The 657-nt window shown below is 48.4% G+C and carries 6 tRNA genes; all 6 read right to left on the bottom strand.

The annotated features are described in order from the left end of the window. Positions 1-80 precede the first annotated feature (80 nt). Positions 81-151: transfer RNA gene (locus tag ACTDJC_RS22370), tRNA-Gly, on the bottom strand. Between the two features lies 1 nt (position 152). Next, positions 153-229 (bottom strand) — tRNA-Pro (locus ACTDJC_RS22375). Positions 230-233: 4 nt separating this feature from the next. Beyond that, positions 234-310 (bottom strand) — tRNA-Arg (locus ACTDJC_RS22380). Between the two features lie 84 nt (positions 311-394). Beyond that, a tRNA-Leu gene (locus ACTDJC_RS22385) sits at positions 395-480 on the bottom strand. A gap of 3 nt (positions 481-483) precedes the next feature. Further along, a tRNA-Leu gene (locus ACTDJC_RS22390) sits at positions 484-564 on the bottom strand. 17 nt (positions 565-581) lie between these two features. Further along, positions 582-657 (bottom strand) — tRNA-Lys (locus ACTDJC_RS22395).

A 657-nucleotide genomic window follows, 5' to 3' on the forward strand; every position in this document is an offset into this window, starting at 1 on the left:
CAATAAAGTGTTTGTCTAGCATCATAAATAAAAATTGACGTTTCACGTTGTTTGTTTCGTTCAGTTTTCAAAGAACTAAAAGCGGGTGAAGAGAATCGAACTCTCGACCAGAGCTTGGAAGGCTCTTGTTTTACCACTAAACTACACCCGCATGGTCGGGAAGACAGGATTCGAACCTGCGACCCCCTGGTCCCAAACCAGGTGCTCTACCAAGCTGAGCCACTTCCCGTAATTGGCGCGCCCGAGAGGACTCGAACCCCTAACCTTTTGATCCGTAGTCAAACGCTCTATCCAATTGAGCTACGGGCGCTTAATGTATGTTGTTTGTTTTTTGCGACTTTATTAATATACCATGGTGGTAAGATTAATGCAAGCATTTTTTTATTTCTTTTTTTGGTGCGGCCGAGAGGACTTGAACCTCCACGGGGTTGCCCCCACTAGGCCCTCAACCTAGCGCGTCTGCCATTCCGCCACGACCGCATATGCGGGTGAAGGGAGTCGAACCCCCACGCCAAAGGCGCCAGATCCTAAGTCTGGTGCGTCTGCCAATTCCGCCACACCCGCATACTATATTTTTAAAATGGTGAGCCATGAAGGACTCGAACCTTCGACCCTCTGATTAAAAGTCAGATGCTCTACCAACTGAGCTAATGGCTC

Source organism: Bacillus sp. GB_SG_008 (assembly GCF_052038115.1).
Lineage (GTDB): Bacteria > Bacillota > Bacilli > Bacillales > Bacillaceae_G > Bacillus_A > Bacillus_A rhizoplanae.